This is a genomic window from Rhodococcoides corynebacterioides NBRC 14404, from assembly GCF_001894765.1.
Lineage (GTDB): Bacteria > Actinomycetota > Actinomycetes > Mycobacteriales > Mycobacteriaceae > Rhodococcoides > Rhodococcoides corynebacterioides.
In genome coordinates this window covers 1-25,754 of the sequence record NZ_BCWV01000008.1, presented here as the reverse complement: position 1 = coordinate 25,754, position 25,754 = coordinate 1, and the positions used below count along the sequence as shown (strand labels likewise).

At 68.7% G+C, this 25,754-nt stretch carries 24 protein-coding genes; 22 read left to right on the top strand and 2 right to left on the bottom strand.

Going from position 1 to position 25,754, the window contains the following annotated elements; genetic code table 11:
- Window positions 1-167 precede the first annotated feature (167 nt).
- The 20 genes from argS (at window position 168) to RC2_RS16765 (ending at window position 20,883) form a co-directional block, all read left to right on the top strand.
- Window positions 168-1,820: an arginine--tRNA ligase gene (gene argS, locus RC2_RS16860; RefSeq protein WP_068152084.1), complete on the top strand. Its 1,653-nt coding sequence runs from the start codon at window positions 168-170 to the stop codon at window positions 1,818-1,820.
- Window positions 1,817-3,235: a diaminopimelate decarboxylase gene (lysA, locus tag RC2_RS16855; RefSeq protein WP_068152082.1), complete on the top strand. Its 1,419-nt coding sequence runs from the start codon at window positions 1,817-1,819 to the stop codon at window positions 3,233-3,235. The genes argS and lysA overlap by 4 nt, the downstream gene beginning before the upstream one ends.
- Window positions 3,232-4,581 (top strand): homoserine dehydrogenase, encoded by a 1,350-nt coding sequence (locus tag RC2_RS16850; protein ID WP_072681668.1) that lies wholly within the window; start codon window positions 3,232-3,234, stop codon window positions 4,579-4,581. Before lysA ends, RC2_RS16850 begins: the two co-directional genes overlap by 4 nt.
- A gap of 7 nt (window positions 4,582-4,588) precedes the next feature.
- Entirely contained in the window at window positions 4,589-5,533 is a 945-nt protein-coding gene (gene thrB / locus RC2_RS16845; protein ID WP_068152075.1) for a homoserine kinase, read from the top strand.
- Between the two features lie 348 nt (window positions 5,534-5,881).
- Window positions 5,882-8,074: a transcription termination factor Rho gene (rho, locus tag RC2_RS16840; protein ID WP_245811164.1), complete on the top strand. Its 2,193-nt coding sequence runs from the start codon at window positions 5,882-5,884 to the stop codon at window positions 8,072-8,074.
- Between the two features lie 172 nt (window positions 8,075-8,246).
- Window positions 8,247-8,480 (top strand): 50S ribosomal protein L31, encoded by a 234-nt coding sequence (gene rpmE, locus RC2_RS16835; RefSeq protein WP_027507227.1) that lies wholly within the window; start codon window positions 8,247-8,249, stop codon window positions 8,478-8,480.
- 120 nt (window positions 8,481-8,600) lie between these two features.
- A complete protein-coding gene (gene prfA, locus RC2_RS16830; protein WP_068152074.1) occupies window positions 8,601-9,689 on the top strand; it encodes a peptide chain release factor 1 in 1,089 nt (362 codons plus the stop codon).
- Window position 9,690: 1 nt separating this feature from the next.
- The gene (prmC, locus tag RC2_RS16825; protein WP_068152140.1) at window positions 9,691-10,569 is read left to right on the top strand and encodes a peptide chain release factor N(5)-glutamine methyltransferase; all 879 of its coding nucleotides are present in this window, start codon (window positions 9,691-9,693) and stop codon (window positions 10,567-10,569) included.
- 74 nt (window positions 10,570-10,643) lie between these two features.
- Window positions 10,644-11,306 carry an L-threonylcarbamoyladenylate synthase gene (locus RC2_RS16820; RefSeq protein WP_068152073.1) on the top strand — a complete coding sequence of 221 codons (663 nt, stop codon included), beginning with the start codon at window positions 10,644-10,646 and terminating at the stop codon, window positions 11,304-11,306.
- Window positions 11,307-11,309: 3 nt separating this feature from the next.
- On the top strand, window positions 11,310-12,548 hold the full coding sequence (locus tag RC2_RS16815; protein WP_068152070.1) for an MraY family glycosyltransferase: 1,239 nt from the start codon (window positions 11,310-11,312) through the stop codon (window positions 12,546-12,548).
- Window positions 12,549-12,558: 10 nt separating this feature from the next.
- Window positions 12,559-12,999: a Cg1360 family ATP-synthase-associated protein gene (locus tag RC2_RS16810; protein ID WP_068152068.1), complete on the top strand. Its 441-nt coding sequence runs from the start codon at window positions 12,559-12,561 to the stop codon at window positions 12,997-12,999.
- Window positions 13,000-13,305: 306 nt separating this feature from the next.
- Entirely contained in the window at window positions 13,306-14,082 is a 777-nt protein-coding gene (gene atpB / locus RC2_RS16805) for a F0F1 ATP synthase subunit A (RefSeq protein ID WP_174552346.1), read from the top strand.
- A gap of 83 nt (window positions 14,083-14,165) precedes the next feature.
- Window positions 14,166-14,408 carry an ATP synthase F0 subunit C gene (locus tag RC2_RS16800; protein ID WP_068099884.1) on the top strand — a complete coding sequence of 81 codons (243 nt, stop codon included), beginning with the start codon at window positions 14,166-14,168 and terminating at the stop codon, window positions 14,406-14,408.
- Window positions 14,409-14,413: 5 nt separating this feature from the next.
- Window positions 14,414-14,974, top strand: coding sequence for a F0F1 ATP synthase subunit B (locus RC2_RS16795; RefSeq protein ID WP_068152065.1), 561 nt, complete (start codon window positions 14,414-14,416; stop codon window positions 14,972-14,974).
- A 5-nt stretch (window positions 14,975-14,979) separates the two neighbouring features.
- Window positions 14,980-15,798 (top strand): F0F1 ATP synthase subunit delta, encoded by an 819-nt coding sequence (locus RC2_RS16790; RefSeq protein WP_068152136.1) that lies wholly within the window; start codon window positions 14,980-14,982, stop codon window positions 15,796-15,798.
- A gap of 116 nt (window positions 15,799-15,914) precedes the next feature.
- Window positions 15,915-17,558 carry a F0F1 ATP synthase subunit alpha gene (atpA, locus tag RC2_RS16785; RefSeq protein ID WP_068152062.1) on the top strand — a complete coding sequence of 548 codons (1,644 nt, stop codon included), beginning with the start codon at window positions 15,915-15,917 and terminating at the stop codon, window positions 17,556-17,558.
- A gap of 36 nt (window positions 17,559-17,594) precedes the next feature.
- Window positions 17,595-18,569 (top strand): F0F1 ATP synthase subunit gamma, encoded by a 975-nt coding sequence (locus tag RC2_RS16780; protein ID WP_068099887.1) that lies wholly within the window; start codon window positions 17,595-17,597, stop codon window positions 18,567-18,569.
- A gap of 2 nt (window positions 18,570-18,571) precedes the next feature.
- Entirely contained in the window at window positions 18,572-20,023 is a 1,452-nt protein-coding gene (gene atpD, locus RC2_RS16775; RefSeq protein WP_068152060.1) for a F0F1 ATP synthase subunit beta, read from the top strand.
- Window positions 20,024-20,029: 6 nt separating this feature from the next.
- The gene (locus RC2_RS16770; protein WP_068099889.1) at window positions 20,030-20,398 is read left to right on the top strand and encodes a F0F1 ATP synthase subunit epsilon; all 369 of its coding nucleotides are present in this window, start codon (window positions 20,030-20,032) and stop codon (window positions 20,396-20,398) included.
- A gap of 47 nt (window positions 20,399-20,445) precedes the next feature.
- Complete coding sequence (locus RC2_RS16765; RefSeq protein WP_245811163.1) at window positions 20,446-20,883, top strand: DUF2550 domain-containing protein; 438 nt, start codon at window positions 20,446-20,448, stop codon at window positions 20,881-20,883.
- Between the two features lie 171 nt (window positions 20,884-21,054).
- Here the strand turns inward: RC2_RS16765 and RC2_RS16760 are convergent, their stop codons facing one another.
- Complete coding sequence (locus RC2_RS16760; protein ID WP_068152057.1) at window positions 21,055-21,633, bottom strand: cob(I)yrinic acid a,c-diamide adenosyltransferase; 579 nt, start codon at window positions 21,631-21,633, stop codon at window positions 21,055-21,057.
- Between the two features lie 65 nt (window positions 21,634-21,698).
- Here RC2_RS16760 and murA point away from each other — a divergent pair, with 65 nt between their 5' ends.
- Window positions 21,699-22,952: a UDP-N-acetylglucosamine 1-carboxyvinyltransferase gene (gene murA, locus RC2_RS16755; RefSeq protein ID WP_027507211.1), complete on the top strand. Its 1,254-nt coding sequence runs from the start codon at window positions 21,699-21,701 to the stop codon at window positions 22,950-22,952.
- Between the two features lie 18 nt (window positions 22,953-22,970).
- Here the strand turns inward: murA and pdxR are convergent, their stop codons facing one another.
- On the bottom strand, window positions 22,971-24,380 hold the full coding sequence (gene pdxR, locus RC2_RS16750) for a MocR-like pyridoxine biosynthesis transcription factor PdxR (RefSeq protein WP_068152054.1): 1,410 nt from the start codon (window positions 24,378-24,380) through the stop codon (window positions 22,971-22,973).
- 95 nt (window positions 24,381-24,475) lie between these two features.
- On the opposite strand from pdxR, the gene RC2_RS16745 reads away from it, so the two are divergent.
- On the top strand, window positions 24,476-25,171 hold the full coding sequence (locus tag RC2_RS16745; RefSeq protein WP_245811162.1) for a pyridoxamine 5'-phosphate oxidase family protein: 696 nt from the start codon (window positions 24,476-24,478) through the stop codon (window positions 25,169-25,171).
- Window positions 25,172-25,754 lie beyond the last annotated feature (583 nt).

Below are 25,754 nucleotides of genomic sequence, written 5' to 3'. Positions count from 1 at the left end.
CGGCCGACGGCGTCGGCGAGGCGGGTCGAGACTGCCGGCGCGGGCGCGAGGCATCCCTACTGTACGGAGCGAGTCTGAGACTGCGCTGATGGCCGCATGCGCCCGCCCGGGCGGCGTGACCGACCACGGTTCGGAGCGTGTGCGTCCTGGCCATAGGATAGTGCCTCGTGACTCCCGCCGACCTCGCCGAACTGTTGCGTGCCACCGCTGCGACCGTCCTGACCGAGCGCGGCCTCGATGCCGCGGTGTTGCCCGCAATCGTGACGCTGGACCGACCGCGCAATCCCGAGCACGGCGACTATGCGACCAACGTCGCCATGCAGGTGGCCAAGAAGGCCGGTGTCGCACCGCGTGACCTGGCGACCTGGCTCGCCGAGGCGCTCGCCGGGCAGTCCGCCGTCGACGAGGTCGACGTGGCCGGGCCCGGCTTCCTCAACATTCGTCTGGCGAAGTCGGCGCAGGGCGCCATCGTCGAGCGGGTGCTGAGCGAGGGCGAGAAGTACGGACGTTCGGACTCGCACGCCGGGACGTCGATCAACCTGGAGTTCGTCTCCGCCAACCCCACCGGACCGGTGCATCTGGGCGGAACGCGGTGGGCCGCGGTCGGCGACGCGCTCGGGCGCATCCTCGCCTCCCGCGGCGCAGCGGTGACGCGCGAGTACTACTTCAACGATCACGGCGCGCAGATCGATCGGTTCGCCCGCTCGCTCGTCGCGGCGGCGCAGGGCCTCCCGGCTCCCGAGGACGGTTACGCCGGCGAGTACATCGCCGAGATCGCCGCGCACGTGCTCGAGCAGCGGCCGGACGCGCTGGACCTGCCCGAGGGCGAGCGTCAGGAGGCGTTCCGGTCGATCGGCGTGGACGCGATGTTCACCAAGATCAAGGCCGACCTCCACGAGTTCGGAACCGATTTCGACGTCTACTTCCACGAGAACTCGCTGTTCGAGTCGGGCGCCGTGGACCGGGCCGTCGAGACCCTGAAGGCGTCCGGCAATCTGTACGAGAAGGACGGGGCCTGGTGGCTCCGGAGCACCGAGTTCGGTGACGACAAGGACCGTGTCGTGGTCAAGAGCGACGGCAACGCGGCCTACATCGCCGGCGACATCGCCTACTTCCAGGACAAGCGTGCGCGCGGCTTCGACCTGTGCATCTACATGCTCGGTGCCGATCACCACGGGTACATCGGCCGGCTCAAGGCCGCGGCCGCGGCCTTCGGCGACGACCCCGCCACGGTCGAGGTCCTCATCGGGCAGATGGTGAACCTCGTCCGGGACGGCGTCGCGGTGAAGATGAGCAAGCGCGCCGGCACCGTCATCAGCCTCGACGACCTGGTGGAGGCCATCGGCATCGACGCCGCGCGGTACGTGATGGTCCGCAGTTCGGTCGATCAGTCGATCGACATCGACCTCGCCCTGTGGGCGAGCAAGAGCAACGACAACCCCGTCTACTACGTGCAGTACGCGCACGCGCGGCTGTGCTCGCTCGCGCGCGGCGCGGCCGAGCTGGGCGTCTCGGCGGAGGCGCCGGATTTCTCCCTCCTGGTCCACGAGAACGAGGGCGACCTGATCCGCACGCTCGGCGACTTCCCGCGCGTGGTCGAGAGCGCCGCGAGTCTGCGTGAGCCGCACCGCATCGCCCGCTACCTGGAGGATCTGGCCGGCGCGTACCACCGCTTCTACGGCGCCTGTCGCGTCCTCCCTCGCGGGGACGAGGAGGCGGAACCGGTGCACACCGCCCGGCTCGCCCTCGGCAACGCCACCAGGCGGGTCCTGGCCAACGGGCTCGACCTGCTGGGTGTCTCCGCACCGGAGAAGATGTGAGCGCGCACCCGGCCGGCCCGCGCCACGCCGCGTCGCCCGGTCCCGCGACGCCCGAGCGCCCGACGATCGCCGCCGAGGTGACCGATCTCGACCCGACCGTGTTCCCGCGCAACGCTCGCCGGCGCGAGGACGGTGTGGTCACCCTGGCGGGGGTGCCGGTCACCGATCTCGCTCGGGAGTTCGGTACGCCGCTCTTCGTGATCGACGAGGACGACTTTCGCTCGCGCTGCCGCGAGATGGCGGCCGCGTTCGGAGCGCCGGCCCGAGTCCACTACGCCTCCAAGGCGTTCCTCTGCGGCGAGATCGCGCGGTGGGTCGCCGACGAGGGGCTCTCGCTCGACGTCTGCTCCGGCGGCGAACTGGCCGTGGCCCTGAACGCCGGCTTCCCGGCGAATCGCATTGCCATGCACGGCAACAACAAGTCCCGCGAGGAGTTGGCCGCCGGCGTGCGCGCCGGCGTCGAGCACGTGGTGCTCGACTCGATGGCGGAGATCGGTCGACTCGACGAGATCGCCGCGGCCGCGAACACGGTGCAGGACGTGCTGATTCGCGCCACCGTGGGCGTGGAGGCCCACACCCACGAGTTCATCGCCACCGCTCACGAGGACCAGAAGTTCGGCTTCTCGCTGTCCGACGGCAGCGCGATGCGGGCGGTCCGTCGGGTGTTCGACGCCGCGAATCTCCGTCTGGTGGGCCTCCATTCGCACATCGGTTCCCAGATCTTCGAGGTCGACGGCTTCGAACTCGCGGCTCATCGCGTCATCGGGCTTCTCGGCGAGATCCGAGCCGAGTTCGGCGTGGAGAAGACCTCCCAGATCGACGTCGTCGATCTCGGCGGCGGAATGGGGATCCGGTACCTGCCGGGTGACAGCCCACCCCCCGTCGACGATCTCGCCGCCAAGCTCACCGAGATCGTCCGGTCGGAGTCGGCGGCGATCGGCATCGAGCCGCCGACGCTCGCCGTGGAGCCGGGTCGCGCCATCGCCGGCCCCGGCACCGTGACGCTGTACGAGGTCGGCACGGTCAAGGACGTCACCGTCGAGCCCGGACGCACGCGCCGCTACATCAGCGTCGACGGCGGGATGAGCGACAACATCCGGACCTCGCTCTATCAGGCGGAGTACGTGGGTCGACTCGTGTCGCGGAACTCCGACGGCGATCCGGTGCTGGCTCGGATCGTCGGAAAGCATTGCGAGAGCGGCGATATCGTCATTCGCGACACCTGGCAGCCGAACGATCTGGGGGACGGCGACCTGTTCGCGGTCGCCGCGACGGGTGCGTACTGCTACTCGATGTCGTCGCGCTACAACCTCTTGCCCCGCCCGGCCGTCGTCGCCGTGCGCGGGGGCGAAGCCAGAACGGTGCTCCGCCGTGAAACGTTCGACGACCTGCTCAGCTTGGAGGTAGACCGGTGACCGCTCAGACCGTCCCCGACGAGGATCGTCCGGCCGCGTTCGTCAGCCCCGTCGACAAGCCGCTCGGCGTCGCGGTGCTCGGAATGGGCAACGTCGGCAGCGAGGTCGTGCGCATCCTGCAGGACCACGCCGCCGACCTGGCCGCGCGGGTGGGTGCGCCGCTGGTGCTGCGTGGCATCGCGGTGCGCGACCTGACGAAGGATCGCGGCGTCGATCCCGACCTGCTCACCACCGACGTGCACGGCCTCGTCGCGCGTGACGACGTCGATCTGGTGGTCGAGGTGCTCGGCGGTATCGAACCGGCGCGGGAACTGATCCTGTCGGCGCTGAACGCGGGCAAGTCCGTCGTCACCGCCAACAAGGCCCTGCTGGCCGAGTACACCGGTGAGCTCGCCGACTCGGCCGAGCGGCATCGAGCGGACCTCTATTTCGAGGCCGCCGTCGCGGGGGCCATTCCCGTGGTGCGACCGCTCATGCAGTCCCTCGCCGGAGATCGGGTCGATCGCGTGATCGGCATCGTCAACGGCACCACCAACTTCATCCTGTCCGCCATGGACGAGACCGGCGCCGACTACGCGGAGACGCTCGCGGAGGCGGGTCGTCTCGGGTACGCCGAGGCCGATCCGACGGCGGACGTCGAGGGTTACGACGCCGCCGCGAAGGCCGCCATTCTCGCCTCGCTCGCGTTCCACACCCGCGTGACGTCGGCCGACGTCCATCGTGAAGGCATCTCGTCCATCACGGCCGACGATCTGGCCACGGCCAAGGCGTTCGACTGCACCGTCAAGCTGCTCGCGCTCTGCGAACGGGTGGTCGAGAACGGGACCGAGCGCATCTCGGTGCGGGTCTACCCGGCTCTGCTGCCGCTGTCGCATCCCCTCGCCCGTGTGTCCGGCGCGTTCAACGCCGTCGTGGTCGAGGCCGAGGCCGCGGGCCAGCTCATGTTCTACGGCCAGGGCGCGGGCGGCGGCCCCACCGCGTCGGCGGTCATGGGCGACCTGGTGATGGCTGCGCGCAACAAGTTCTTCGGCGGACGGGGTCCGGGCGAATCCACCTATGCCGAACTCCCCATCGCACCGATGGGGGACACGCCGACTCGCTACCACGTCAGCATGCAGGTCGAGGACCGCACCGGTGTGTTGTCGGCTGTCGCTGCGGAATTCGCCAAGAACGACGTGAGCATCTCGACGGTGCGTCAGGAAGGCGCGTCCGACTGCGCCCGGCTGGTCGTGGTGACCCACCGCGCCAAGGAGTCGGCGCTCGCCGCCACCGTCGCGGCCCTGGCCGACCTCGACATCGTCGACGCCGTGACCAGCGTGCTGCGACTCGAGGGAACGTCCGAGTGATCGCGTCGTGACCGCCACGCTGATCGAGGGGACGTCGGTACGCGCGGTCGTGCCGGCGTCGAGCGCCAATCTCGGACCGGGGTTCGACACGCTCGGACTGGCCCTCGGGCTGTACGACGAGATCACGGTCACCGCGGCGGCGTCGGGGCTCTCGGTGCGGGTCGACGGCGAGGGTGCGAGCGAGGTCCCATGGGGGCCGTCGCATCTGGTGGTCCGCGCTATCGAACGCGGACTCGAGGCGGCGGGAGTCTGGGCCAACGGCCTGGAGGTGGTGTGCCACAACAGGATTCCGCACTCGCGCGGACTCGGCTCCTCGGCTTCCGCGGCCGTGGGCGGTCTCTCCGCGGCCAATGCCCTCGTCACTGCCGTCGACCCGTCGCTGGCGCTGCCGCCCGAGACGCTCGTCCAGTTGGCGTCCGAGTTCGAAGGCCATCCGGACAATGCCTCGGCCAGTGTCCTCGGCGGTGCCGTCGTCTCCTGGAGCCGCGAAGTCGGTCCGCCCGAGGGGCCGCGGCACTTCGCCGCGGTCCGCCTGGACGTGCATCCCGACCTCGGGGCGACCGTGCTGGTCCCTCGCGAGACGTCGTCCACGGCGCACACCCGTGGACTGCTGCCGGACCTCGTGCCCCACCGCGATGCCGCGTTCACCGCCAGCCGCGCCGCGCTCGCGGTGGTCGCCCTCACCTCCCGGCCGGATCTGCTGCCGCTCGCCACCGAAGACCGTCTGCACCAGCCCTATCGCGCCGAGGCCCTGCCGACCACCGCGCGGTGGGTCCGAACGCTCCGGGATCACGGTCACGCCGCGACCGTCTCCGGTGCCGGTCCCACGGTGCTCGTTCTGGGAACGGAGTCGTTGCCCGCGGACCTGCGCACGCAGGCGGAGGACGACGGCATGACCGTGCTCGAACTGGACATCGCCGGTGCCGTGGAGTCCTCGCCGGTCGTCGGCTGAGCGCTCGACGACGGCGCGGACACCGTCGTCGCGGACGACGGCGCGGCGCGCCGCCCGGGGCGTTGTTGCTCGGGTCGTGCGGGTTGGCTATTGTGGGCTTCGTCCGTACATCGTGCGCAGTCGCGCCGACTTCTGGTCTCTCCACGGTCGCATCCCCGCTCCTCGGTCCCTCGGTCCGTCACCTCGGACTCCCGATCGAGCCGCCGGAGTCCGCCGCGGACGTGATGTCGTCCGGTAGCCCTCTTCTCGACACGACGTACGTGGCATCCGCGTTCGGTACGAGATCCGAACGTCGGACACGAACCCTCGATCAGCGCACCAGGCGCGCGAGGGAAGGAAAGGACCTCCGTGACCGATACGGACATGACCGCTGCTCCGGTCGCCATCGCCGACGACGTCGCCACCGGCGCCCCGGAGCGCCCCGCTCGCGCCCGCGCGGCGCGTCGCGGTGACGGCCTCTCCGGGATGGTGCTCACCGAACTGCGCGGCCTGGCCGCCGAGCTGGGCATCAAGGGGGTGTCCGGGATGCGCAAGGGCGACCTGGTCGCAGCCATCGAGTCTAAGCGCGTTCCCGCGCCGGCCGGCGGATCCGCCCGCGCCGAGCGCCCCGCCACCGAACCCGCCGCTCCCGCAGTGACCTCCGGAGATTCCGCCGCCGAGCCGGCGTCGCGTACGTCTGTCGAGCCGGCGTCGCGCACGTCCGACGAGTCGGCGTCCGACGAGACCGCCGGGGACGGCGGCCCGCGCCGGACCCGCAATCGGCGTGGTGCCTCCCGCCGCGCCGGTGCGGCGGACTCCGTCACCGACGGTGACGCCAGCGACGCCACGCCGTCGGCCGACGCCGCGTCCGCCGGGGCCGGCCAGGACGGCGCGACTGCCTCCGCAGGGGCGTCGCAGACCGACGCGAACCGAAGCGAACGGACGGACGCCGCCGACGGCGACGCCACCGACGAGGGTCGTGCCCCGCGCACCCGCGGTGACCGGTCACGTCGGGACCGCCAGAACCGCAACGACGGCGGGAACCGCAACGACGGCGGGAACCGCAACGACGGCGGCAACCGCAACGACGGTGGCAACCGCAACGAGGGCGGGAACCGCAACGACGGCGGCAACCGCAACGACGGTGGCAACCGCAACGAGGGCGGGAACCGCAACGACGGTGGCAACCGCAACGACGGTGCCAACCGCAACGAGGGCGGGAACCGCAACGACGGCGGCAACCGCAACGACGGCGGCAACCGCAACGACAACCGGAACAACGGCCCCCGCGACGACTCCGGGGACGACGACACCGACGGACGGGGACGGCGCGGGCGCCGGTTCCGGGAGCGCCGCCGGGGTCGCGACCGGGACGGTTCGTCGAACGATCAGCGCGAACCCGAACTGCGCGACGACGACGTCCTGCAGCCGGTCGCGGGCATTCTCGACGTGCTCGACAACTACGCCTTCGTGCGAACCTCGGGTTACCTGGCCGGGCACAACGACGTCTACGTGTCGATGAACATGGTGCGCCGCAACGGTCTGCGTCGTGGTGACGCGCTCACCGGCGCCGTCCGGGTGGCGCGCGAGGGCGAACAGAACAACTCGCGGCAGAAGTTCAACCCGCTGGTTCGCCTGGACACCGTCAACGGTGCGCCGCCGGACGGCAATCGCAAGCGGCCGGAGTTCAACAAGCTCACTCCGCTCTACCCGAATCAGCGTCTGCGTCTCGAGACCACGCAGAACATCCTCACCACTCGTGTGATCGATCTGGTGATGCCGATCGGCAAGGGCCAACGCGCCTTGATCGTGAGCCCGCCGAAGGCCGGTAAGACCTCGGTGCTGCAGGCGATCGCGAACGCGATCGCCACCAACAACCCCGAGTGCTACCTCATGGTCGTCCTGGTGGACGAGCGCCCCGAGGAAGTCACGGACATGCAGCGGTCGGTCAAGGGTGAGGTCATCGCCTCGACGTTCGACCGCCCGCCGAGCGATCACACCTCGGTCGCCGAGCTCGCCATCGAACGCGCCAAGCGACTGGTCGAGGACGGCCGCGACGTCGTCGTGCTGCTCGACTCGATCACCCGACTGGGCCGGGCGTACAACAACAGCTCGCCCGCGTCCGGCCGCATCCTCTCCGGTGGTGTGGACTCCACGGCCCTCTACCCGCCGAAGCGTTTCCTCGGTGCGGCCCGCAACATCGAGAACGGCGGCTCCCTGACCATCATCGCCACGGCGATGGTCGAGACCGGGTCGACCGGCGACACGGTCATCTTCGAGGAGTTCAAGGGCACGGGCAACGCCGAGCTCAAGCTCGATCGCAAGATCGCGGAGCGTCGCGTGTTCCCGGCGGTGGACGTCAACCCGTCCGGTACCCGCAAGGACGAGTTGCTCATGAGCCCGGACGAGGCCGCGGTGCTGCACAAGCTCCGTCGCGTGCTGTCGGGTCTGGATTCGCACCAGGCCATCGATCTGCTCATCGACCGTCTCAAGAAGAGCAAGAACAACATCGAGTTCCTGATGTCGGTGTCGAAGACGGCACCGGGCGGCATGGACGACTGACGTCGCACCTCGAGAATCATCCGGTCGTTCGGACCGGGAACAACTCGGCCGCCGGCCGGGTTGAGACGATTACCAGCGCGGACAGCTGCTCTGGCATACTGATCGGCCGAGTCCGGTTCCGGTTCACGCCCACGACAGTCGAGGGCGACCCGGCGACCACGAAAGGGACACCATGAAGGCAGGAATCCACCCCGACTACACGGCGACCACCGTCGTGTGCGGTTGCGGCCACACGTTCGAGACGCGGAGCACCAACAGTGCCGAGCGCATCAACGTCGAGGTCTGCTCGCAGTGCCACCCGTTCTACACGGGCAAGCAGAAGATCCTCGACACCGGCGGCCGCGTCGCCCGCTTCGAGGCTCGCTACGGCAAGCGCGCCGGCAAGAAGGCCGACGCCGACAGCTAGCTCGTCCACCGACGCCCGTTCCGAGAATCGTCTCGGGACGGGCGTCGGTCGTTTCCGCAGCTCGACTGCACCACCCTGTGTCCCAGTCAGACCGTGTGTCTCCCGGAAGGGGCCATCGACGTGTCCACCCCGACACCGCGGGCGACGCCGTCCGCCATCGACGACGTCCTCGCCGAGCACGCCGGGCTCGAACGTGAGCTCTCCGATCCGTCGTTGCACGACGACCCCGCCGCGGCTCGCCGGGCCGGCAAGCGGTTCGCCCAGCTGGCACCGATCATGAGCGTGCACGGGCGGTTGGTCGCCGCGCGGGACGACCTCGAGGCCGCGCGCGAGCTCGCGGCCGACGACCCGTCGTTCGCCGCCGAGATTCCGGCCCTCGAGGCCACCGTCGACGAGCTCGACGCCACACTCACCGACCTGCTGGCCCCGCGTGATCCGCACGACGCCGACGACGTCGTCCTCGAGGTGAAGTCGGGGGAAGGCGGCGAGGAGTCCGCTCTGTTCGCCTCCGATCTCGCCCGGATGTACGTGCGCTACGCGGAACGGCACGGCTGGCGGGTGGAGATCCTCGACGTCACGGTCTCGGACCTCGGCGGCTACAAGGATGCGACCCTGTCGATCAAGGCCCGCTCGGACTCCGCCGACGGGGTCTGGTCGCGGTTCAAGTTCGAGGGCGGAGTGCACCGCGTCCAGCGCGTGCCCGTCACCGAGTCCCAGGGTCGCGTGCACACGTCGGCGGCGGGGGTGCTGATCTACCCCGAGCCGGACGAGGTCGAGGAAGTCGCCATCGACGAGGGCGATCTGCGCATCGACGTCTACCGGTCGTCCGGCAAGGGCGGGCAGGGCGTCAACACCACCGACTCGGCCGTCCGGATCACGCACCTGCCGACGGGCATCGTGGTCACCTGTCAGAACGAACGGTCGCAGTTGCAGAACAAGGCTCGGGCGATGCAGGTGTTGGCCGCGCGGTTGCAGGCGGCGGCCGAGGAGGCGGCGGACAAGGAAGCGGCCGCGGGCCGCGCCAGTCAGGTGCGCACCGTGGACCGGTCGGAGCGCATCCGCACCTACAACTTCCCCGAGAATCGCATCACGGACCACCGCATCGGATTCAAGGCCCACAATCTCGACGCCGTGCTCGACGGCGATCTGGACGCCCTGCTCGACGCACTCGGCGCGGCGGACCGTGCTGCCCGTCTCCAGGCGGAGTGACGTGGAGCGCGTACCCCTGCGCCTCGCGATCGTCGAGGCGACCCGCGTTCTCGCCGAGGCCGGCGTGGCGAGCCCCGGGGTCGACGCCGAGCTTCTCGCTGCCCACGTGCTCGACACCCCGCGCGGACGCCTGGGGCTGACCCCGTTGGTCGACCCCGCGACGGCCGATCGGTTCCGTGCTCTGGTGGCCCGCCGTGCGGACCGAATTCCGTTGCAGCACATCGTCGGCAGTGCGGCGTTCGGTCCGATCGAGGTGCTGGTCGGACCCGGGGTGTTCACTCCGCGGCCCGAGACGGAACATCTGCTCGAGTACGCCCTCCGCGTGCTGGATTCGCGCCCGCGCCCGGTCGTGCTGGATCTGTGCACCGGCAGCGGTGCTCTCGCCCTCGCCGTCGCCGCCGAGCGACCCGACGCGGTGGTCCACGCCGTCGAGCGGGACCCGGCGGCGCTCGCCTGGGCGCGTCGCAACGTCGACCGGCGCGCGGACCTGGGGGACACCCCGGTGCGACTGCACCACGGCGACGTCACCGATCGTGCGCTGCTCCCGAGCCTCGACGGTGCCGTCGACCTCGTCCTCGCCAACCCGCCGTACGTCCCGGACGACGCCGAGCTCGAACCCGAAGTGCGCGAGCACGATCCGCACGCAGCGCTGTTCGGGGGTCCCGACGGTCTGGCCGTCATCGAGCCGATGCTCGGGTCGATCGCACGGTGGGTGCGCGTCGGCGGGCACCTCGCGATCGAGCACGACGACTCGCACGCCGACGGCGTCGTGGCGCTCGTCCGTCGTCGGTCGGTGTTCGGTGACGTCGTCGCGCATCGCGACCTCGCCGGTCGGCCGCGCTACGTCTCCGCGACCCGGGTGACCCGCGCGGCCCGGTGATGCGCGCCCCGCGGCGACCCCTGCGGCGCGGTGACCCCTGCGGCACGGTGACCCGCGAGTGGCAAGATGGCCGAGTGCCCACCGTCTACGACTGCTCCGACACCGCGTCTCGCGCGGCCGGACTCGACGCCGCACGGCGCGCCCTGTCCTCCGGTCGCCTGGTCGTGATGCCCACCGACACGGTCTACGGCATCGCCGCCGACGCGTTCGACAGCTCCGCGGTCGCGGAACTGCTGCGCGCCAAGGGGCGTGGCCGAGACATGCCCGTTCCCGTGCTGGTCGGGTCCTGGCACACGATCGACGGGCTGGTGCTCGGCGTCCCGCAGGCCGCTCGGGACCTCATCCGTGCGTTCTGGCCGGGCGCGCTCAGCCTCGTCGTCCACCAGGCGCCGTCGCTGGCGTGGGATCTCGGCGACGCACGAGGCACGGTCATGCTCCGGATGCCGCTCCATCCGGTGGCCATCGAACTCCTGCGAGAAGTCGGCCCGCTCGCGGTGTCCAGCGCGAACGTCTCCGGGCGGCCGCCGGCGGTCACGGCCGCCGACGCGCAGCTGCAGCTCGGCGACTCCGCCGCGGTCTACCTCGACGGTGGGCCGGCCGAGCATGCCCTGGCGTCCACCATCGTCGACCTGACCGGGGACACCCCGCGCATCCTGCGCGTCGGGGCGGTGGCCACCTCCGACATCGCCGAGGTGCTCGGCGTCGCTCCGGAGTCGCTGGTCGCCGGAAGCGCCTGACCGGTGACCGCTCTCGATCACGCGGCCCTGCCGGGAACCGTGAGGGTTCTCGCGCAGAGCGGCGGTGGGGGAGCCGGGGTCCCGATTCGCGAGCTTCTCCTCGTCCTGCTGACCGCCGCCGTCGTGACGTTCCTCGTCACCGGGGCGGTCCGGCTGATCGCGTTGCGCGTCGGGGCGGTCGCGATTCCGCGTGAGCGGGACGTCCACGTTCGGCCCACTCCGCGGTGGGGCGGGATCGGGATCTACCTGGGACTGCTGGTCGCCCTGTCCTTCGCGCAGACCCTCCCCGCGTTGACCCGCGGTTTCGAGTTCACCACCGACGTGCAGGCCGCGCTGGTCTCCGGGTTCATCCTCATGGTCGTCGGCATGGTCGACGACCGGTGGGGTCTCGACGCGCTGACCAAGTTCGCCGGCCAGGTGACCGCCGCGGGCGTGCTGGTCCTGATGGGCGTCAGTTGGTACGTCGTCTACCTGCCGTGGGGCGAGGGGTCCACCCTGGTGCTGGACCAGCTGCAGGCCGGTCTGGTGACGGTGCTCATCGCGGTCGTGATGATCAACGCTTTGAACTTCGTCGACGGGCTCGACGGGCTGGCCGCCGGTGTCGGGGCCATCGCGGCAGTGGCCATCTGTCTCTTCTCGGTGGGCCTGCTGCACGAACAGGGCGGCGATGTCAGTGCCTACCCGCCGGCGATGATCGCGGCCGCCCTCGCCGGCGCGTGCCTCGGGTTCCTGCCGCACAACTTCCAGCCCGCCCGCATCTTCATGGGCGATTCCGGGTCCATGGTCATCGGCCTCATGCTCGCCGCGGTGGCGACCAGCGCCTCCGGTCGCATCAGCCCCAGCCTGTACGGCACGCGCGACCTGCTCGGTCTGCTCTCGCCCCTGCTGCTGGTCGGCGCCGTGATGTTCATTCCGATCCTCGACCTCCTGCTCGCGATCGTGCGCCGCACCCGAGCCGGACGCAGCCCGTTCAGCCCCGACAAGATGCATCTGCACCACCGCTTGCTCCAGATCGGTCACTCGCATCGCCGCGTCGTTCTGCTGATCTACCTGTGGGTCGGCGTCCTCGCCTTCGGGGCGGTCGGTGCCGCCCTGGTGGACCGGCGGATCGTGATCCTGCTGTTCGCCGGCGGGCTCGTCTTCGCCCTCGTGGTCACCGCGGTGCCGTCCGTGCGCGACCCGCGCCGACCGGCCGGCCGGGCCCGTCGACGACGGTCGGGTCGCGGCGCGCGCGGCCGGTAACCTGCCAGGCGTGACGTTCACGCCCCCGCCCGTGCCCTCCTCGACCGCGCCGCTGCGCTCCGCCGTCCGCTACGGGGTGATCGCGCTGGCCGTGCTCGCGGTGGTGTCGGCCGTGGTCGCCTACCTGGTCGCCGGGACGCCGGGGTTGTGGGGCGCGCTGATCGGATCGGCCGTCGGCGGCGTGTTCATCCTGGCGACGGCCGCATCCGTACTGTGGTCGGCGAATCTTCCGCCGACGACGGTCGGGGCCGTGCTGCTCGGCGGGTGGCTCGCGAAGATGCTGGTGGCGATCGTCGTGCTCGGGATTCTGCGCGGGATGGACTTCTACTCGCGTCCGGCGCTGGGCCTGGTGTTGCTGGCGTCGCTGCTGATCGTGCTCGGCGCGGAGACCGTCGGGGTCCTGCGCCAGCGCGCGCCGTACGTCGATACCCCGCCCTCGGACGAGAAGTAGTACGACTTTCTGTAGTAGTGTCCGGGTGCGGGGACGAACCCCCGGCGCGGCGTGGTCGGTTGTGTTGATAAAGTTCCCGGCAAGCGTGGGCTTACCCGGCGTAACGGACAATCGTCGCGGCGGGATCGCCTCCGCGGTGATCGACATCACTGCCGACGTGTCGAGGCCCACAGCTCATGTGAGAATGTGGACCGGCACGCCGCAGGATCGCTCGACCGAACCGCCCGACCGCCCCTTTGTCCGATCGAACCGCGTGGGTACCACGCACGCGGCCGACCACGGGAGAGACCGCTGAGCGTCACCAACTTGGCCGCGGAGTTCCATCCGCCGTCACTGTCCGACTTTTTCCCACCGGCCATCCTGTTCGAGGGCACTCCGTTCGAGCTCGACCGCTTGATGCTCGTGCGCATCGTCATGACGGTCGTCCTGCTCGCCTTCTTCTTCCTCGCCATGCGCAGCCCCAAGATCGTGCCGCGCGGCATCCAGAACGTCGGCGAGATGGCACTGGGCTTCGTGAAGGATCAGATCGCGGACGAGGTCCTGGGCAAGGAGCAGGGACGCCGGTTCCTCCCGGTGCTCGCGACCATCTTCTTCGCGGTCCTGTTCCTGAACTTCTCGGGCATCATCCCGTTCATCAACATCTCGTCGAATGCGCGAATCGGTATGCCGATCGTGCTGGCGGCCATCGCCTACATCGTCTTCAACTACGTGGGCATCAAGAAGTACGGCTTCTTCAAGTACGTGAAGAGCAGCATCGTGGTGCCGGGTGTGCCGCTGCCGCTGCACTTCCTGCTGATCCCGATCGAGTTCGTCTCGACGTTCATCCTGCGCCCGTTCACGCTGACCGTGCGTCTCATGGCCAACATGCTGGCCGGTCACATCATGCTGGTGCTGTTCTTCAGCGCCACGCAGTTCTTCTTCTTCGAGGCCGCAGCCGGGATGAAGGTGTTCGGCATCTTCTCCCTGGTCGCCGGCTTCGGCTTCACCCTGTTCGAGATGCTGGTCATCTTCCTGCAGGCCTACGTGTTCGCCCTGCTCACCGCGGTCTACATCGACCTCGCGTTGCACGCCGACTCGCACTGACCCACCCCGGCTCGACGAGCCACCGGTAACAAACCTGACCCGCTGCCGTCCGGTCGTGGGCAACAGAAAGGGAACCAATCATCATGAGCCTCACCTACCTGGCGCAGGAAGCTCAGGAAATCACCGGCGGCGGCTACGGCGCCATCGGCTACGGCCTCGCGGCCATCGGCCCCGGCATCGGCGTGGGCATCGTGGTCGGTAAGGCCATCGAGGGCATCGCCCGTCAGCCCGAGCTCGCCGGCCAGATCCGGACCAACATGTTCCTCGGTATCGCGTTCACCGAGGCCCTGGCGCTGATCGGCCTCGTCGCCGGCTTCATTTTCTGATCGCCATGTCGACATTCGCAGTCCTCGCAGCGGAAGGGGGAGAGGACGTCAATCCTCTCCTCCCCGCGACGTACGACATCGTCTGGTCTGCGGTCTGCATCGCCGTCATCGGGTTCTTCTTCTGGAAGTTCGTGCTTCCTCGTTTCCAGAAGGTGCTGTCGGAGCGGTCCGAGCAGATCGAAGGCGGGATCAAGCGCGCCGAAGAGGCACAGGCCGAGGCGAAGCAGGCGCTCGAGCAGTACCGCGCCCAGCTGGCCGACGCTCGCCAGGAGGCCGCCAAGATCCGTGAAGACGCACGCACCCAGGGTCAGCAGATCCTCGCGGAGATGAAGACCAGTGCGCAGGCGGAGAGCGATCGCATCGTGGCCTCGGGTCACCAGCAGCTCGCCGCGCAGCGTCAGCAGATCGTCACCGAACTGCGCTCGGAACTCGGCCGCACCGCCGTCGAGCTCGCCGAGAAGGTCATCGGTGAGCAGCTGTCCGACGACGTCAAGCGCGCCGGAACGATCGATCGGTTCCTCGACGAACTCGATTCTGTCGGCGCAAAGTCCACCAGCGGGAAGTGAACACCATGTACGCAGCGAGCCGTGAGGCTCTCGCCGAGGCCCGCACCGCTCTGACCGGCGCGCTCGACGCCGCGTCGGACTCCACGTCCGCCGCGGCCGGTGCCGGCTCCGACCTGTTCGCGGTCGTCCGGGTGCTCGACGCCCAGCGTCCGCTCCGGTCGGCGCTGGCCGATGCGTCCGCGTCCGCCGACTCCCGTCGTCAGCTCGCCGAGCGGCTGTTCGACGGCAAGGTCGGGTCGGAAGCGGTGGAGACGGTGAAGGCCGCGGTCGCGCAGAACTGGTCGTCGGCGCGGGACCTCACCGACTCGCTCGTACTGCTGGGCCGCGAAGCGCTGCTGCGTGCGGCGGAGGACCAGGATCAACTGGGCACCGTCGAGGACGAGCTGTTCCGGCTCGGTCGCATCATCGCGGGTGATTCCGCTCTCGAGCAGGCGCTCTCGGATCGGACCAAGCCGGCCGAGGCGTCCGGGCAGCTGCTGAAGACGCTGCTCTACGGCAAGGTCACGGCGATCACCGAGGCTCTCGCCGTGCAGGCCGTCGGACGACTGACCGAGGCTCCGGCCGAGGTGTTCGGCGAGCTCTCCGCGCTGGCGGCGACCCGGCGGAACAAGGAAGTCGCGTACGTCCGCAGCAGCACCGAGTTGAGCACCGATCAGGTCGACCGCCTCACGTCTACGCTGGAAGGTATCTACGGCAAGTCCGTGACCGTTCACGTGGAAGTCGATCGCGACCTGCTGAGCGGTCTCGTCGTTCGCGTCGGTGACGAGGTGATCGACGGCAGTGGTGCGGGGCGTCTCGCGCAGCTGCGCAAGTCGCTCAAGTAACCCGGTTCACGCACCCGACCGGCAGGCACGACCAGAGTTTGTCCCCACCCACGTTTCGGTGATTCGGCCCAGGGCGGCCGGCGTACCGAGGCCACAGACAGTGAGAGCAGGAAAACATGGCGGAGTTGACGATCTCCTCCGACGAGATCCGTAGCGCAATCGAGAGCTACACCGCGAACTACGCACCGGAGTCCTCTCGTGAAGAGGTCGGTCTGGTGTCGGACACGTCCGACGGCATCGCCCACGTGACCGGGCTTCCGTCCGCGATGTCGAACGAGCTCCTCGAGTTCCCCGGCGGCGTCCTCGGCGTCGCGCTGAACCTCGACGATCGCGAGATCGGCGCCGTCATCCTCGGCGACTACGAGCACATCGAGGAGGGCCAGGAGGTCAAGCGCACCGGAGAGGTTCTGTCCGTCCCGGTCGGCGACAACTTCCTGGGCCGCGTCATCGATCCCCTCGGCAAGCCGATCGACGGTCTCGGCGACATCGAGTCCGACGAGCAGCGTGTGCTCGAGCTGCAGGCTGCCTCGGTGCTCGAGCGCCAGCCCGTGGAGGAGCCCCTCGCCACCGGCATCACCGCCATCGACGCCCTCACCGCCATCGGTCGCGGTCAGCGCCAGCTGGTGATCGGTGACCGCAAGACCGGTAAGACCGCGGTCTGCGTCGACGCGATCATCAACCAGAAGAAGAACTGGGAGACCGGCGATCCCGACAAGCAGGTGCGGTGCATCTACGTCGCGATCGGCCAGAAGGGCTCCACCATCGCCGGTGTGAAGACCGCTCTGGACGAGCACGGCGCCATGGAGTACACCACCATCGTCGCGGCCCCCGCTTCGGACTCCGCAGGCTTCAAGTGGCTCGCCCCGTACACCGGTTCGGCCCTGGGCCAGCACTGGATGTACCAGGGCAAGCACGTCCTCATCGTGTTCGACGACCTCACCAAGCAGGCCGAGGCCTACCGCACCATCTCGCTGCTGCTGCGTCGCCCGCCGGGCCGCGAGGCATACCCGGGTGACGTCTTCTACCTGCACTCGCGTCTGCTCGAGCGGTGCGCCAAGCTGTCCGACGAGCTCGGCGGCGGATCGATGACGGGCCTGCCCCTCATCGAGACCAAGGCCAACGACATCTCGGCGTTCATCCCGACCAACGTCATCTCCATCACGGACGGTCAGGTGTTCCTCGAGTCGGACCTCTTCAACAAGGGTGTCCGTCCCGCCATCAACGTCGGCACCTCGGTGTCCCGCGTGGGTGGTGCGGCGCAGACCAAGGGTCTGAAGAAGGTCGCCGGTTCCCTGCGTCTGGAGATGGCGCAGTTCCGTGAGCTCGAGGCGTTCTCCGCCTTCGCCTCCGACCTCGACGCCGCGTCCAAGGCGCAGCTCGAGCGTGGTGCCCGCTGGGTGGAGCTGCTCAAGCAGGACCAGTACACCCCCGTGTCCGTCGAGGACCAGATCGTCTCGATCTACCTCGTCGACGCCGGCTACTACGACAGCGTCCCGGTCGACGACGTCCGTCGCTTCAACCGCGAGCTGCTCGAGGACCTGCACCGCAACGCGTCGGACGCGTTCGATTCCATCGCCGGTGGCGGGGTTCTCAAGGACGACGCCGCCGAGTCGATCAAGAAGGCGACCGACGACTTCAAGCAGGGCTTCCTCACCTCCTCGGGCGAGCGCATCGTCAACGAGGCCGAGGCCGAGGCGCTCGACAAGGACGAGGTCGACCAGGAGAAGGTCACCGTCACGCGCAAGACCGTCAGCAAGTGATGATCGGTCCGCGACGAGCAGGGAGTGAGGTGAACCGTGCCCAGCATTCGTGAGCTCCGCTCCCGGATCAGGTCGACGAACTCGATCAAGAAGATCACCAAGGCGCAGGAACTGATCGCGACCTCGCGCATCACCAAGGCGCAGGCCCGCGTCGAGGCGTCCAAGCCGTACGCCACCGAGATCACCAAGGTGCTCTCTGCGCTGGCCAGTGCGTCCGGCTCGCTCGATCACCCGCTGCTCACCGAGCGCCCCGAGCCCAAGCGGGCCGCGGTGCTGGTGGTCACGAGTGACTCGGGTCAGTGTGGCGGCTACAACTCGAACATTCTGCGCGAGGCCGAGGAACTGCAGCAGCTGCTGAAGTCCGAGGGCAAGGAACCGGTCATCTACGTCCTCGGGCGTAAGGGCCTGACGTACTACACGTTCCGTGATCGGGACGTGAAGGGCGCCTGGACCGGGTTCTCGCAGCAGCCGACGTACGCCGACGCGGCGAAGGCCGCCAAGCACCTCGTCGAGCTGTTCATGGCCGGGTCGGGCAACGAGATCGAGGCGCCCAACGGTGAGGGCACCGTCGAGGGTGTCGACGAGCTCCACATCGTGTTCACCACGTTCGTCTCGATGCTCTCGCTCAAGCCGACCGTGCGACGGATGGCCCCGTTGGAGGTGGACTACGACGACGAGGAGATCGAGCTCGGCGCCGACATGCTCACCGACTCCAAGCCGTCCACCGAGGTCACCGCGCAGTACGACTTCGAGCCGGAGGCGGACACGTTGTTGTCCGCGTTGCTGCCCAAGTACGTCAGCACGCGTATCTACGCCGCACTGCTCGACGCGGCAGCCTCCGAGTCGGCCGCCCGTCGTACGGCGATGAAGGCCGCGACGGACAACGCCAACGATCTGGTCAACGCTCTGTCCCGCCAGGCCAACCAGGCGCGTCAGGCCCAGATCACCCAGGAAATCAGCGAGATCGTCGGCGGCGTCGACGCGCTTGCAGCGAGCTCAGGAAGAGACTGAACATGACCGCAGCAGTAACCGATAACACGGGTACCGGCGCCGCGAAGTCCGAGAACGGGCGCGTCGTGCGCGTCATCGGTCCCGTCGTCGACATCGAGTTCCCCCGTGGCTCCATCCCCGAGCTGTTCAACGCTCTGCACGCGGAGATCGAGCTGTCGGCCGTCGCCAAGACGCTGACGCTCGAGGTCGCCCAGCACCTCGGTGACAACCTGGTGCGCACCATCTCCATGCAGCCGACCGACGGCCTGGTCCGCGGCACCTCGGTGAGCGACACCGGCAAGCCGATCTCCGTGCCCGTGGGCGACGTGGTCAAGGGCCACGTGTTCAACGCGCTCGGCGACTGCCTGGACTCGCCCGGCCTCGGCCGCGACGGCGAGCAGTGGGGCATCCACCGCAAGCCCCCGGCCTTCGATCAGCTCGAGGGCAAGACCGAGATCCTCGAGACCGGCATCAAGGTCATCGACCTGCTGACCCCGTACGTGAAGGGCGGCAAGATCGGTCTGTTCGGCGGTGCCGGCGTGGGCAAGACCGTGCTCATCCAGGAGATGATCACGCGTATCGCCCGCGAGTTCTCCGGTACGTCCGTGTTCGCCGGTGTCGGCGAGCGCACCCGTGAGGGCACCGACCTCCACCTCGAGATGGAGGAGATGGGCGTTCTGCAGGACACCGCGCTGGTGTTCGGACAGATGGACGAGCCGCCGGGCACGCGCATGCGCGTCGCTCTCTCGGCCCTCACCATGGCCGAGTACTTCCGCGACGTGCAGAACCAGGACGTGTTGCTCTTCATCGACAACATCTTCCGGTTCACGCAGGCCGGTTCCGAGGTCTCCACGCTGCTCGGCCGTATGCCGTCCGCGGTGGGCTACCAGCCCACGCTGGCCGACGAGATGGGCGAGCTCCAGGAGCGCATCACCTCGACCCGTGGCCGCTCGATCACCTCGCTGCAGGCGATCTACGTGCCCGCCGACGACTACACCGACCCGGCGCCGGCCACCACGTTCGCGCACCTCGATGCCACCACCGAGCTCTCGCGTCCGATTTCGCAGAAGGGTATCTACCCGGCTGTGGACCCGCTGACGTCGACCTCGCGCATTCTGGAGGCGTCGATCGTCGGTGACGAGCACTTCCGCGTCGCCAACGAGGTCAAGCGCATCCTGCAGAAGTACAAGGAGCTGCAGGACATCATCGCCATCCTCGGTATGGACGAGCTCTCCGAGGAGGACAAGGTCACGGTCTCCCGTGCCCGTCGTCTGGAGAAGTTCCTCGGTCAGAACTTCATCGTCGCGGAGAAGTTCACCGGCGAAGAGGGTTCGGTCGTGCCCCTGTCCGACACCATCGAGGCGTTCGACAAGGTCACCAAGGGTGAGTACGACCACCTGCCCGAGCAGGCGTTCAACAGCTGCGGTGGACTCGACGACGTCGAGGCCGCAGCCAAGAAGATCTCCGGGAAGTAGTCCGCCATGGCAGAGATGGACGTCGAACTGGTCGCGGTCGAGGAACGACTGTGGTCGGGTACGGCCACGCTCGTCAGCGCTCAGACCACCGAGGGTGAAATCGGCATCATGGCCGGTCACGAGCCGGTTCTCGGTCAACTGATCGAGGGCGGCACGGTGGCCATCACCACGACCGACGGCGAGCGTCGCGTCGCGGCCGTCCACGGTGGGTTCCTCTCCGTGACGGGCAAGACGGTGACCATTCTCGCCGAGTCCGCGGAGTTCGCCGAGGACATCGACGTGGAGGCAGCCAAGTCCCTGCTTGCCGAGGGCTCCGAGGACGAGGAGGCGCTCGCGATCGCACGCGGGCGCGTCCGCGCCGTCGAGCGGGCCTAGGACTCACGCGAGAAGCCGCGGCGGGTCCGGTGATGATGACGATCTGGATGACAGTTCTTGTCGTTCTGGTGGTCGTTCTCGCCGGGCTCGCCGCGGCTTTTCTGTATCGCCTGATCACCCTGCGGCGAGGTGGGACGGCCGTCATCCTGCGGTCGCTGCCGGCTGCACCGGGCGCCGGTTGGCGTCACGGCATCTTCCGCTACGGCGAGAACGTGCTCGTGTTCTACAAGCTGTCCAGCCTGCGTCCCGGTCCCGACCGGCGCATGGTGCGGCAGACGCTCGATCTCGGTGAGCGTCGTCGACCCGAGAAATCGGAGTTCGACATCATGACCGAGGACATCGCGATCGTGGAGCTCTTCGACGCCGACCGACGCTACGAGGTGGCGTTCGACCGCGGGGCGTTCACGGCGTTCACGTCGTGGGTCGAGTCACGCCCGTCGGGCCGCTCCCGGCGTCCCCGTCCCGGCGCGGGGGGCGCCCGGTGACGACTGCGGGCATGCCATCACTCGCTCCGCAGGCTCCGCTCGGGTTGTCACTCGCTCCGCAGGCTCCGCTCGGGTTGTCACTCGCTCCGCAGGCTCCGCTCGGGTTGTCACTCGCTCCGCAGGCTCCGCTCGGGTTGTCACTCGCTCCGCAGGCTCCGCTCGGGTTGGCGTTCAGGCTTGATCGTCCCCGCCCGGCCGCCACAGGACGTCACCGTCCGGGTTGGTGATACGCCCGAGGACGAACAGCAGGTCCGACAGCCGATTCAGGTAGAGCGCGGGCAGCCTGTTGGTGACGTCGGGAAAGGCGTCCACCGCAGCCCAGGCGGCTCGCTCGGCCCGTCGGGCCACGGTCCGCGCCTGGTGCAGAAACGCGGAAGCAGCCGTCCCGCCCGGAAGGACGAAGGAGGTCAGCGGCGCGAGAGTGTCGTTGAACTCGTCGCACCACGTCTCGAGCCGCGTGACGTACTCCGGCGTGACGCGCAGCGGTGGGTACTTCGGGTTCTCCTGGATCGGAGTCGACAGGTCGGCTCCGGCATCGAACAGATCGTTCTGGATCCGGCGCAACACCGTCGCCACGCCCTCGGGCGGTGATCCGACCGCCAACACCAGTCCGAGAGCAGCGTTCAGTTCGTCGCACTCCGCGTAGGCCACGACCCTCGGGTCGTTCTTCGAGACGCGGGAGAAGTCGCTGAGACCCGTCGTCCCGTCGTCGCCGGTACGGGTGTAGATCGAGGTCAGGTGAACCGCCATGGATCAACCCTACTGGCAGTCGGCCGATGCTCTGATCGACGACCGATGCCTCTACTGTTGACGTCGTGAGTGAACGTTTCCTGGTCACCGGCGGTAGTCGTCTCTCCGGCGACGTGTCGGTCGGTGGGGCGAAGAACAGCGTGCTGAAGTTGATGGCCGCGGCGCTGCTCGCCGAGGGCACGACCACCCTCACCAACTGCCCCGACATTCTCGATGTCCCCCTCATGGCCGACGTTCTCCGTGGGCTGGGGTGCGACGTCGAACTCGAGGGGGATGCCGTGCGCATCACCACCCCAGCAGAGCCGAAGTATCACGCCGACTTCGCGGCGGTACGCCAGTTCCGTGCGTCGGTGTGCGTCCTGGGACCGCTGGTCGCGCGGTGTCGCAAGGCCGTGGTGGCACTGCCCGGCGGCGACGCCATCGGCTCGCGTCCGCTCGACATGCACCAGTCGGGTCTCCGCCTGCTCGGCGCGCACAGCGAGATCGAGCACGGGTGTGTGGTCGCGACAGCGGAGAAGCTGCACGGCGCGACGATCCGGCTGGCCTTCCCGTCCGTGGGCGCGACCGAGAACATCCTGATGGCGGCGGTGCTGGCCGACGGCGAGACCGTGATCGACAACGCTGCCCGCGAGCCGGACATCGCCGATCTGTGCGCGATGCTGAACAAGATGGGTGCTCGCGTCGAGGGTGCCGGAACTCCGACGCTGACCATCATCGGTGTCCCCAGCCTGAAGCCCACCGAACACCGCGTCATCGGTGATCGCATCGTGGCCGCGACGTGGGGCATCGCCGCGGCGATGACCTGTGGCGATGTCACGGTGTCGGGGGTCAATCCCAAACACCTCACCCTCGTGCTCAACAAGCTGAAGGCGGCCGGCAGCACCGTCACCCTGCGCCCGGACGGATTCCGCGTCGTGCAGGAGGAACGACCGGTGGCCGTCAACTTCGCCACGCTCCCGTTCCCCGGGTTCCCGACGGACCTGCAGCCCATGGCGATCGGCCTCGCCTCGGTGGCCAACGGCACGTCGATGATCACCGAGAACGTCTTCGAGGCCCGGTTCCGCTTCGTCGAGGAGATGATCCGGCTCGGTGCCGACGCGCGAACGGACGGCCACCACGCGGTGGTCCGCGGAGTGTCGCGGCTGTCGAGTGCACCGGTCTGGTCCTCGGACATCCGCGCGGGCGCCGGTCTCGTGCTCGCCGGCCTCGTGGCCGACGGCACAACCGAGGTGCACGACGTTTATCACATCGACCGCGGTTACCCGCGGTTCGTCGAGCAGCTGCAGGATCTCGGCGGAGACATCGAACGCGTGCAGTGACGCTCGCGTCGCTGCACGTCAGTCGCGGTGGCGTCGGAGTTCGTCGACCAGAACGGTGAGTGCCGTTCGGAGCTCCGTGTCGGTCAGTCGGCCGTAGCCGATCACCAAACCGCCCACGTCGGTGTGCGATCGAGTGGACAGCGCGACGGTCGGTACTTCGATTCCGCGGTGTGCTGCGCCGCGGGCGACCGCCTCCGCTCGTCTCGGCGACAGGACGAGTGTCGTGTGCATACCCGCGCCCAGGCCACGGAGTTCACCGAACGGCGACAGCGAATCCCGTACTGCCGCATCGCGATCGCGGTAGCGCCGCCGCGCCGCTCGCACCGTGCGATCCCACTCGCCGTCGTCGAGCAGTGACGTCATCGCCGAGCACAGGGGTGTCGACGGGAAGTCGCCCGTGGCCAGGCGGTGGTCGAGCACCGGCCGGACGAGGTACGACGGCAGCACCATCCACCCGAGTCGCACGCCTGCGCCCAGGGTCTTGGCGATGGTGCCGAGGTAGACGACGCGATCCGGATCAAGGTGCGCCAAGGCGGGGAGCGGCGCGACGTCGTAGCGGTACTCGGAGTCGTAGTCGTCCTCGACGACGACGGTGTCGGTGCTCTGCGCATGGGCGATGAGAGCGGCACGACGTCCCACGTCGAGGGTTCCGCCGGTGGGGTACTGGTGAGACGGTGTCACGTACACGGCGCGTGTGGTCTCGGGCGTGGACGCGAGCGTGTCGACCCTCATGCCGCCGGCGTCCACGGGGACGTCGTACAGGTCCCAGCCCATCGCCATCGCCGCCGACGCCGCAGTCCGATATCCCGGATCCTCCATCGCCAGAACAGGTCTCGGTTCCGGACGGTCCGCGCGCATCGCCGCGAGTGCCAGAGTCAGCCCATGGGTGGCACCCGTCGTCACGACCACGCGATCGGGATCGACGCTCATTCCGCGCGCGCGGCCGAGCAGCGAACACACGCTGCGGCGGAGACGGACGGGCCCCGCCGGATCGGGGTAACCGGGGGGAGCGGGCTCCGTGCCGGCGATGCGCCACGCCCGCCGCCATGCCGCGGTCGCCGAGGGCGGTGTCCAGGGGATGCCCGGTCGAAGCGCGAGCGTGGGGGGAGCGCTGTCCGCCTCTGCGCGTGGACGCGCGTCGGACACGGCGGCGGTGGTCGGTGCGACGGACCGCAGGTCGGGGGAGACGAATGTCCCGGATCCGGCGCGGCCCTCGATCCACCCCTCTGCGGCGAGCTGGTCGAAGGCCTGATCGGCGACGCCGCGGGAGACCGACAGCTCTGCGGCCAGCGATCGGGTCGACGGGAGACGATCGCCGGCGACCAGAAGTCCGTCGACGATGGCGGTGCGTAGTGCGTCGGCGATCTGCAACGGGAGTGGACGCGTCGAGGATCGGTCCACGGAGAGTGGTAACGCGTGTGAGGCCATGACGTCGATGCCTTCCCGCTGGTCGAAGTGGTCCAGCCGAACAGTATCGAAGTGGACCGTGACGGCGGACCACTTCGTTCAGCACACTGATTCGCATGACGATGCACGATGCCCATGGCCGGCGGCCCGACACCTCGTCGACGGCGACAGCTCTCTCTCCGACACCCCGAACGACGTTGCGACGCAACCGAGCTCGCGCCCAGGCGGATCGCGCTGCTCTGACGGACGTGCTCGACGCCGCACAGCTCTGTCACCTCGGAGTGGTGGTGCAGGGAAGTCCCCTCGTCGTCCCGACTGCGTTCGCCTACGACCTGGACGGTCCCGATGCCGAAGGGACGTTGTACCTCCACGGCTCGGTGGCCGCGACGACCCTGGGCGCTCCCGGTGACGTCTGCGTGAGCATCACGGTGCTGGACGGCCTGGTGCTGGCGCGCTCCGCGTTCCATCACTCGATGAACTACCGGAGTGCCGTGGTGCGGGGGACGCCCCGTGTCGTGGACGACGAGGGCGAGCGCGCCGTCGCACTCGATCTCATCGTGAACAAGCTGGTCCCCGGCCGAACCGATGTGGTCAGGGCCAACACTCGTAAGGAGCTGGCCGCGACTCGCGTGGTGGCACTACCGCTGTACGAGGCGTCGGTGAAGGCACGGTCGGGCGGACCGAACGACGACGAGGGGGACATCGCCGCCGGGGGAGTGTGGGCCGGCGTCCTCCCGTTGACGACGCAGGTCGGCGAACCTGTCCCGGCGCCCGATCTGGACGAGATCGGCGCGGCATCCCCACCGATGTGAGTGTCGTCATAGTCGGACTGTCGCTCCAGGGTGAGCGGGCGCGGGCCCCGACATACGCGTTGACCTGGGCAGACGCCGCGTGGACCGCGGAACACCTGCCGATTTGCATGGAGCGGTCCGCAGGCGTAACTTTCTTCGAGTCAGAGCGACACGGACACCGACCGAAGGCCTTACGGGGCTGGGCGAACGAGGTGGGACGGAGTCGCATGGCCGATCGGACAGAAAAGGTTCGTCTGCACCTCGTGTAGGCTGAGCGTACAGTCCAACTTCCTGATCCACGTGGTGCCTGGTGTTTGACTCGGGTGTTGCGGTGTGGTTAGGCTGGAACGGTTGCCCCGGATCCTCCTGCTTCGTGTGGGTGGTGGTGGTGTGTGCGTGTTCTTTGAGAACTCAACAGTGTGTCGATGAATGTCAGTGCCAATATTTTGTTTTTGGTTTGCTGGTTCTTCTCCTTCTTCCCGTCGGGGAGGGACCGGTTCTTTTTTGTCAGCAATGGAGTTATTGCTGGCGTGAGTTTTATTGCTGGATTTGGCTCTCTAGTTTTCATTGACTTCCTGGTTTCTAGCCGGGGGTTGATAAGAGT

Bases quoted from the DNA above. Each gene is read 5' to 3' on its own strand.
- atpD (WP_068152060.1), top strand. From the start codon at position 18,572: ATGACCGCAGCAGTAACCGATAACACGGGTACCGGCGCCGCGAAGTCC.
- RC2_RS16745 (WP_245811162.1), top strand. From the start codon at position 24,476: ATGACGATGCACGATGCCCATGGCCGGCGGCCCGACACCTCGTCGACG.
- RC2_RS16795 (WP_068152065.1), top strand. From the start codon at position 14,414: ATGTCGACATTCGCAGTCCTCGCAGCGGAAGGGGGAGAGGACGTCAAT.
- RC2_RS16770 (WP_068099889.1), top strand. From the start codon at position 20,030: ATGGCAGAGATGGACGTCGAACTGGTCGCGGTCGAGGAACGACTGTGG.
- RC2_RS16800 (WP_068099884.1), top strand. From the start codon at position 14,166: ATGAGCCTCACCTACCTGGCGCAGGAAGCTCAGGAAATCACCGGCGGC.
- pdxR (WP_068152054.1), bottom strand. From the start codon at position 24,380: ATGGCCTCACACGCGTTACCACTCTCCGTGGACCGATCCTCGACGCGT.
- RC2_RS16765 (WP_245811163.1), top strand. From the start codon at position 20,446: ATGACAGTTCTTGTCGTTCTGGTGGTCGTTCTCGCCGGGCTCGCCGCG.
- atpA (WP_068152062.1), top strand. From the start codon at position 15,915: ATGGCGGAGTTGACGATCTCCTCCGACGAGATCCGTAGCGCAATCGAG.
- RC2_RS16790 (WP_068152136.1), top strand. From the start codon at position 14,980: ATGTACGCAGCGAGCCGTGAGGCTCTCGCCGAGGCCCGCACCGCTCTG.
- RC2_RS16760 (WP_068152057.1), bottom strand. From the start codon at position 21,633: ATGGCGGTTCACCTGACCTCGATCTACACCCGTACCGGCGACGACGGG.
- rpmE (WP_027507227.1), top strand. From the start codon at position 8,247: ATGAAGGCAGGAATCCACCCCGACTACACGGCGACCACCGTCGTGTGC.